The sequence below is a fragment of the Rhizobium sp. PEPV16 genome (assembly GCF_008919455.1).
In the GTDB taxonomy this organism is placed as follows: Bacteria; Pseudomonadota; Alphaproteobacteria; order Rhizobiales; family Rhizobiaceae; genus Rhizobium; species Rhizobium leguminosarum_Q.
Genome location: NZ_VSZV01000151.1, coordinates 1 through 7,460, shown reverse-complemented (window position 1 = coordinate 7,460; position 7,460 = coordinate 1). Strand labels below are relative to the sequence as shown.

At 61.0% G+C, this 7,460-nt stretch carries 9 protein-coding genes; 5 read left to right on the top strand and 4 right to left on the bottom strand.

What is annotated here, in order from left to right:
* The 3 genes from FY112_RS03000 to FY112_RS02990 form a co-directional block, all read right to left on the bottom strand.
* A partial coding sequence (locus FY112_RS03000; protein ID WP_151517632.1) for an acetyl-CoA carboxylase occupies positions 1-285 on the bottom strand: 285 nt, incomplete at its 3' end.
* Positions 282-1,667, bottom strand: coding sequence for an acetyl-CoA carboxylase biotin carboxylase subunit (accC, locus tag FY112_RS02995; protein ID WP_151517631.1), 1,386 nt, complete (start codon positions 1,665-1,667; stop codon positions 282-284). The genes FY112_RS03000 and accC, both read right to left, overlap by 4 nt.
* Entirely contained in the window at positions 1,667-2,107 is a 441-nt protein-coding gene (locus tag FY112_RS02990; protein WP_151517629.1) for a biotin/lipoyl-containing protein, read from the bottom strand. Before FY112_RS02990 ends, accC begins: the two co-directional genes overlap by 1 nt.
* Positions 2,108-2,380: 273 nt before the next feature.
* On the opposite strand from FY112_RS02990, the gene FY112_RS02985 reads away from it, so the two are divergent.
* Together FY112_RS02985 and FY112_RS02980 are read left to right on the top strand one after the other, a co-directional pair.
* Complete coding sequence (locus tag FY112_RS02985) at positions 2,381-2,635, top strand: type II toxin-antitoxin system Phd/YefM family antitoxin (protein ID WP_033184308.1); 255 nt, start codon at positions 2,381-2,383, stop codon at positions 2,633-2,635.
* Positions 2,632-3,063: a type II toxin-antitoxin system VapC family toxin gene (locus tag FY112_RS02980; protein ID WP_065284584.1), complete on the top strand. Its 432-nt coding sequence runs from the start codon at positions 2,632-2,634 to the stop codon at positions 3,061-3,063. Before FY112_RS02985 ends, FY112_RS02980 begins: the two co-directional genes overlap by 4 nt.
* An 84-nt stretch (positions 3,064-3,147) precedes the next feature.
* Here FY112_RS02980 and FY112_RS02975 read toward each other — a convergent pair whose 3' ends face one another.
* Complete coding sequence (locus FY112_RS02975; protein WP_131620561.1) at positions 3,148-4,218, bottom strand: LacI family DNA-binding transcriptional regulator; 1,071 nt, start codon at positions 4,216-4,218, stop codon at positions 3,148-3,150.
* 222 nt (positions 4,219-4,440) lie between these two features.
* On the opposite strand from FY112_RS02975, the gene FY112_RS02970 reads away from it, so the two are divergent.
* The 3 genes from FY112_RS02970 to FY112_RS02960 all read left to right on the top strand — a co-directional run.
* Positions 4,441-5,394 carry a sugar phosphate isomerase/epimerase gene (locus FY112_RS02970; protein WP_151517628.1) on the top strand — a complete coding sequence of 318 codons (954 nt, stop codon included), beginning with the start codon at positions 4,441-4,443 and terminating at the stop codon, positions 5,392-5,394.
* 60 nt (positions 5,395-5,454) lie between these two features.
* Positions 5,455-6,687 carry an ABC transporter substrate-binding protein gene (locus tag FY112_RS02965; protein WP_131643798.1) on the top strand — a complete coding sequence of 411 codons (1,233 nt, stop codon included), beginning with the start codon at positions 5,455-5,457 and terminating at the stop codon, positions 6,685-6,687.
* A 100-nt stretch (positions 6,688-6,787) separates the two neighbouring features.
* The coding region (locus FY112_RS02960) for a sugar ABC transporter permease (protein WP_151517626.1) at positions 6,788-7,460 on the top strand (673 nt) is incomplete at its 3' end.

Here is a 7,460-nt window from a genome sequence, read left to right as displayed (position 1 = left end):
ATCCGCATCGGATACGGAGCGCGGCAGTTTTTGCGGGAGGGCGGAAGCGGCCGGGTGCTCGACGCAGAAGCGGCCGGCCATCGGCGCCTTTACGACGGCGGATGCTGAGCCGGGAGCGTGTGGCGTCGCTCCGGTCGAGCTGATCCGGGCGCCGCCTTTTCCGGCGACGACGATACGAAGCTGTCCGCCCGGCCGGGAGATTTCAAGACCGTCCACACCAGCGGCCGTCAACGCCTCGGTGAGCAATGCGATGGTCGCCGGATCGCTGAAATCGATCGCGCTCATGCCGCCCTCCGCAGCTTCAGCCATTGTTCGAGATAGTGAATGTCCGTCTCGCCGCGCGCGAATGCGCCGTCCTCGAACAGGGCGCGCAGGAAGGAGATATTGGTGGAAATCCCCTCGACCTCAGTGCGGGCAAGCGCTTCGCGCATTCTTGCCATTGCTTCGGCCCGCGTCGGCGCATGGACGATCAGCTTGGCGATCAGCGAATCGTAATAGGGCGAGACCTTGTAGCCGGCATGAATATGCGTATCGACGCGGATGCCCGGTCCCGCCGGCAACGCCAGATGGGTGACGACACCGGCTGATGGCAGGAAGGTTTCCGGATCCTCGGCGTTGATGCGGCATTCGAAGGAATGGCCTTCGCAGGACACATCGCCTTGGGTGAGATAGAGAACATGACCCTGCGCCACCCTTATCTGCGCTTGGACGATATCGACACCGCTCGTCATCTCGGTAACGGGATGCTCGACCTGAAGTCGCGTGTTCATCTCGATGAAATAGAAAGCGCCGTCCTCATAGAGGAATTCGAAAGTCCCGACGCCCCGGTAGCCGATCTGGAGGCAGGCCTCTACGCAAGCCAGGCCGACTGGCTGGATGATGTCGGGCGCGATCCCAGGCGCCGGCGCCTCCTCCACCACTTTCTGATGGCGGCGCTGCATCGAGCAATCCCGGTGTCCGAGCCACACGGCATTGCCGTGATCGTCGCAAATAACTTGTATCTCGATGTGGCGCGGATGCTCTAAGAATTTCTCCATGTAGAGCGAGGGTGAGCCGAAGGCCTTGCGGGCCTCTTCCCGCGTCAGCGCAATTGCTTCATGCAGCACGTCGGCCTTTGGCACGACGCGCATGCCGCGCCCGCCACCGCCGCCGGCTGCCTTGATGATGACGGGATATCCGATCTCCAGCGCTATGCGCTCGATCGTGGCGGGGTCATCGGGCAGCGCGGTGTCCGGACCGGGAACGCAGGGGACGCCGGCCGCCATCATCGCGCGCTTTGCCGAGATCTTGTCGCCCATAATGGCAATCGACGACGCGGTCGGACCAATGAAGACCAGGCCGGCCTTTTCGACGGCATCGGCGAAGGCGGCGTTCTCCGACAGAAAACCATAACCCGGATGGATGGCGCCCGCACCGGCGAGACGCGCCGCCAGAAGGATGGCATCCTGATTGAGGTAGCTCTTGGCGGCGGTCGACGGGCCGATGCACAGAAAACTGTCTGCGGTCTTGCCGTAAGGCGCTTGCCTGTCGGCCTCGGAGCAGGTGGCGACCGTCTTCAGGCCGAGCTCACGGCAGGCGCGCTGGATCCGGGCTGCGATCTCGCCGCGGTTGGCGATGAGCACGGTATCGAAGCGGTCGGCCGCGGATTGTTCAGGCGTTTCCGGCATCAGCCAATCTCCGCCAGCAGATCGCTGGTCTCGCCCTCGCCGTCGTCGATTTCGGTGAGGTGCGTAATGCGCCCTGCCCGCGGCGCGGCGATCGTGTTGAAGACCTTCATTGCTTCGATGATGAAAAGGGTCTGCCCCTTCTCCACCTCGTCGCCGATCGCGACGAATGGCGGCTCCCCGGGCGCCGGGGTCCGATGCAGAACGCCGAAGACCGGCGCCTTCACCGCATAGGTTTTCTCAGGCCGCCAAGGCATATCGGCGCCGGCATCCTGGGCAAGGTTTGTCGTCGATCCTCCCTCTTGCAGGGTCTCGGCAGCAGCCTCCTGACCCGGCAACATGCGGAAAATCCGAACCGTCACGTCCTTCTCCGTCACGCTCAGCTCGGTAATGTTCGATCGTCCGACAAAGTCGATCAGCGTCTTGATCTTCGAGAGGTCCATATGCGTGCTCGGAATTTCAAAATTCCACCGCGCGGACCCGAAGTTTCACGTCGCCCGGTGTTGTGATTTTTCGTAGCACGACGCGCCGACTGATGGGGTCAGACGAAGTTTTGATGGAGGGCAATCGGCGCCTTATAGGACATATCGCCGAACGTCAGCGACCGGCAGCCGGAAGCGGCAGAATCCCCGCAATGGATTCAATGAAGGGACAATGCTTGTTCTGACGGCTGACAGTGCTATATGTAGGTAAATACCTACATGAGGCAGCCAGCCATGACCATTACGACACTTTCCAGCCGTGAACTCAATCACGACGTCAGCAATGCGAAGAAAGCTGCCAGAAAAGGGCCAGTCATCATCACTGACCGCGGCAAACCTTCCCATGTCCTTCTGACATATGAGGAATTTCAGCGTCTTTCCGGCAGGAGCCAAAGCCTGGTCGATGGGCTTTCCATGCCGGGCCTGTCGGAAATCAATTTCATGCCATCGCGGGTCGAGATCAAAACCCGCGGAGTTGACCTGTCTTGAGCTATCTGCTGGATACGAATGTCATTTCCGAACTGCGCAAGATTGGTGACGGTAAGGCTGACCCGGAAGTCGTGGCATGGATCGAAACGTCAAACGCTTCTGACTTCTATCTCTCTGCAATTACCATTCTCGAATTGGAACGGGGCGTGCTTGCGGTTCAACGACGCGATGCCCGGCAAGGTTCACGCCTGCGTACATGGCTGGACGATCACGTGCGTCCGCAGTTCGCCGGCCGGATACTGCCGATCGATGATGCCATCGCAACGCGCTGCGCACATCTGCATATTCCCGACCGGCGCAACGAGGCAGATGCGTTGATTGCTGCCACTGCACTGGTGCACAATCTTACCGTGGTCACGCGAAACGTGAGAGATTTCGACGGCACCGGTGTCGTCATTGTCGATCCTTGGCAGGGTCAAGCAATGTAGGCGCCTTAAATGGATGCAAGTTGCAGCGTCCAAATTGACAACGTCGGCTTTTCTGCACGGATGCGCGGCCGGTTTCCGTCATCGTCAGCTCTTCGTGGGGCCGATGCTCTCCCGCAAGATCAGGCTGCTGCGGATGACGGTGCGAACCGCCGCCGTATTCTGCCTATGGCCAATGGCGTCGAGCAGGAGATCCACCGCTGCGCGCCCCATCTCTTCCACCGGCTGCTTGATCGTCGAGAGCGGCGGCGAGCAGAATTCGCAGACGGGGGAGCCGTCGAAGGAGACGACGGACACGTCACCGGGAATGCTTAGGCCCGTTCGCTGGATACGGCTGACAAAAGAAATGGCCATGTCGTCGCTGGTCGCGATGACGGCTGTCGGTTTGTCGGTCAACTCGGCGAAATCATCCGCCGCCTGGACCCCAATGTCGAAGCCATGCTGATAATCGAGATGACCACCCGAGCGATGCACCGAGCCCTCTGATAATCCTGCCGCCTTAAGCGCCTCGAGCACGCCGCCATAACGCTCGACATCGTGATAATTGCCTTCGGGCCCAGCAAGATAGAAGAATCGTCGATGACCCAATCGGATCAGTTCGGCCGTGACGTCGCGCACGGCCTCGCGGTCGTTCGTCACGACGCTCTGCAGGCCGGCATCGCTCATGTCGAGCAGCATCGACACGATTGGCAGGCCGGAATTGGCCAGCGAGCGCCCGTCAACCTCCGGAAGCTTCGACGACAGGATGATGGCTCCGCGCACGCTGCCGCCGAAAGCGAGGTCCAGAATATGCCGTTCGGAAACTTCATCGCGATCGAGGTTGGCGATCATCAGGTTGTAGCCGCCCTGGATCAGCGATTTATTGATACTCTGCAGCACCTGCGGAATGACCTGGGAAGCACCATAGTAGAGCGATCCCGGCAGAATGATCATGATGATGTTGGATTTGCCGACCCTGAGACCGCGCGCCATGGCGTTCGGGGTGTAGCCCAGTTGCCTGGCTGCGGCATTGATCTTGGCGCGCGTCTTCTCGTTGACCCGTCCGGGATTGGCGAGCGCCCGGCTGACTGTTGATATCGCAACGCCAGCGAGCCGCGCGACATCGGCCATCAACGCGCCCGATGGCTCCTCTCCGACCACATCCTTGTTTTTGTTCATGTTTATTTCATTCTCCCGGATGTTTTGAATTGCAACTCTAAGGCAGGGAGCGATTTATAGCAAACGTTTGCCAAAAATCGCTTGCTTAAAAAACCGGCTTGGCTATTATCTAGCCATGGCAAACGATTGCCATTTCTTAATGCGTTGAAAATCCATGGCTTATTGGATGCGGAACGGCTCTTCCGCACGCGGGTAGGTCATGCCTCGAGAAATGGACAGGTTATGGCTACTGGCGACAGGCTGCGCTTCGGCGTCGATCTCGTGACATTCTTCCATCCCGGCTTTTGGGGCGTCGACAGCCATGATGCGATCGCCGGTTATGCCCGTGCCGAGCCCCGCGCCTTCTGGGACAAGATTCTCGACAGCGTCCAGGCCTCCGGCGTGACCGGCGTCGAGCTGACCTTCTCTCCCTTCAACTGGCAGGACGCGATCAAGACCTACGGTTCCGTCGACGCCTTCGCGGCCGAACTAGCAAGGCGCGGCCTGACGCTGTGCAGCGGCTTCTTCGCGGAACTGGAGGCGGCCGGCGACTTTGCTGAACCCGAGGCCCAGCGCGCGCTGATCGACAAGGCGGAACGATATGCCGATTTCCTGAAAGCCTGTGGCAGCGACATCATGGTGATCGGCGCTCCCTTGCGCCAGACGCTCGGCGCTCAGCCGGTGCAGTTCTACGATTTCGATCGCGCCAAGGTGATCGCCGATTTCCTGAATCGGCTCGGCGCGACCCTCTATGCCAGGGGCGTGCGGCTCGCGCTGCACACCGAGGCGCACTCGATCTTTGCCGCCGCGCGCGACGTCGACTTGATGATGCTTTTGACCGACCCGGCCTATGTACATATGTGCCCGGACACGGCCCATATCATCGTTGCCGGCTCCGATCCAATCCAGCTCGTCGATCGCCATCACGAGCGCATGATCATCGCTCACTGGAAGGATGCGATCGGCCCCATGCCCGCCGACACGCCGATCGACAAGCACATTCATGAACGCCACCAGCCCTATTTCTGCAGCTTCGGCCTCGGACGGGTCGACTGGCCGGCCTGGATCCGGCTGCTGCGCGACCGGGCCTTTGAAGGCTGGGCGATCCTCGAACTCGATGCCGCGCCCGATCCCGTCCGCGACATCGCCAACGGGCTCACGCTCGTCCGGCAGGCGCTCCTGCCGATCTATCGCTGACTGTCATTCCTAAGACAACAAAAACGCCCCGCAAAGAGGGCATTTTCAAGAGGTGGAACAATGAAGAACATGATGAAGCTTTTTCTTGCCGGCGCAGCAATCGTCGGCCTATCCGCTTCGGCCTATGCCGAGGACAAGCCGACGATCGAGATCATGTCGTCCTGGACGTCGGGCGGCGAAGCGGCGGCCCTCAACGTCATCAAGACCGAGTTCGAAAAGCGCGGCGGCGTCTGGAAGGATTCTTCGATCGCCGGCTTTGGTGCGGCCGATGCCGCCTTCCAGAACCGTATCGTCGCCGGTGACGCGCCGGGCGCCAAGCAGGGCGTCATCGGTCTCGCTGCCGCAGATTTCATCAACCAGGGCCTGTTCAATCCGATCGACGACGTGGCGGCCGCCGGCAAATGGGCTGACGCCTTGCCGAAATCGATCCATGATCTCATCACCTATGACGGCAAGGTCTATCTCTCGCCGACCGGCGCCCATGGTGAAAGCTGGATCTTCTATTCGAAGGAAGCCTTCGAGAAAGCCGGCATTTCGCAAGAGCCCAAGACCTGGGTCGAGCTCTTTGCCGATCTCGACAAGATGAAGGCTGCCGGCATCGTTCCGGTCGCCTGGGGTGGCCAGCCCTGGCAGCAGTCCAAGGTCTTCAACATGATCCTGCTCTCGCAGGTCGGGATCGACGGCTTCCTGAAGATCTATGTCGACAAGGACAAGAGCCCGGCCTCCGTCGAGGGTGTGAAGAAGACCTTTGAGATCCTCGGCAAGCTGCGTGGCTATGTCGATGCGGGTGCAGCCGGCCGCAACTGGAACGACGCGACCGCCATGCTGATCACCGCCAAGGCCGGCGTGCAGTTCATGGGCGACTGGGCCAAGGGCGAATTCACCGTTGCCGGCAAGGAGCCGGGCAAGGATTATGGCTGCATGATCGTGCCGGAGTCGAAGGGCATGGTCTACATCGCCGACGCCCTCTGGTTCCCCAAGACCGGCAAGGCCGAGACCGACAAGGCGCAGAAACTTCTCGCCGAAGTCGTCATGGACCCGGCCGTTCAGGTCGAATTCGCCCTGAAGAAGGGTTCGGTTCCGATGCGCTCCGACGTCGACAAGTCGAAGCTGGACGCCTGCGCGCAGAAGGGTGTCGAGCTGATGGCAGCGGGTGCGATCGTGCCGGATCAGGCGATCGTGCTGACGCCCCAGCAGGTCGGCGCGCTTGATGACTTCGTCGACGAATACTGGAGCGGCGGCTCGAACGATGCAGGTGCCGCAGCCGAAAACTTCTTCGCCATCTTCGAGTAGGATAGTACCCGTGGCGTCGGCCTGATCCGACGCCACGGCTGCCGGCTGCCGCCTCATGCAGCGGCCGAGCCCTGCTTCCACTCCGTCAACGAGCTGGCCGATGTCCATCAAACGCAAGCCCAATCTTTCCGCGACCATCGCCTTGCTGCCGACATGGTTCGTCGCGGTCGTGGTCTTCATCGGCACCATGGCCTGGTCGATCCGGCTGTCCTTCACCAATTCAACGCTTTTTCCGTCCTCGACCTATGTCGGCTTGGCGCAATATTCGAAGCTCTTCTCTTCCGCCAAGTGGCTGGCATCGCTGCAAAACGTGTTGATCTTCGGCGTCCTTTACGTCGCAGGCTGTTTGCTGCTCGGCTTCCTGCTGGCCGCGGCGCTGGATCGCAAGATCCGCTTCGAAAGCGCCTTCAGGACCATATTCCTCTATCCCTACGCCATGTCCTTCGTGGTGACCGGGTTGATCTGGCAATGGATGCTCAATCCGACGCTCGGCATCCAGGCGAGCGTGCGTTCGCTCGGCTGGGAAAGCTTCGTCCTCGACTGGGTGGTCAATCGCGACATGGCGATCTATGCGCTGGTGCTTGCCGGCGTGTGGCAGGGCGCGGGGCTCGTCATGGTCATTGCGCTCGCCGGCATGCGCGGCATCGAGGCCGAGCAATGGAAGGCGGCGCGGATCGACGGCATTCCCGTCTGGCGGATCTATGTCTCGATCATCCTTCCGCAGCTCGGGCCGGCGCTGGCCGCGGCCGGCATGCTGCTCGCCATGGGCGTGA

What these genes read in the sequence shown, in the direction of transcription:
- FY112_RS02985 (WP_033184308.1), top strand. Translation starts at nt 2,381, where the DNA reads ATGACCATTACGACACTTTCCAGCCGTGAACTCAATCACGACGTCAGC.
- FY112_RS02970 (WP_151517628.1), top strand. Translation starts at nt 4,441, where the DNA reads ATGGCTACTGGCGACAGGCTGCGCTTCGGCGTCGATCTCGTGACATTC.
- FY112_RS02965 (WP_131643798.1), top strand. Translation starts at nt 5,455, where the DNA reads ATGAAGAACATGATGAAGCTTTTTCTTGCCGGCGCAGCAATCGTCGGC.
- accC (WP_151517631.1), bottom strand. Translation starts at nt 1,667, where the DNA reads ATGCCGGAAACGCCTGAACAATCCGCGGCCGACCGCTTCGATACCGTG.
- FY112_RS02990 (WP_151517629.1), bottom strand. Translation starts at nt 2,107, where the DNA reads ATGGACCTCTCGAAGATCAAGACGCTGATCGACTTTGTCGGACGATCG.
- FY112_RS02975 (WP_131620561.1), bottom strand. Translation starts at nt 4,218, where the DNA reads ATGAACAAAAACAAGGATGTGGTCGGAGAGGAGCCATCGGGCGCGTTG.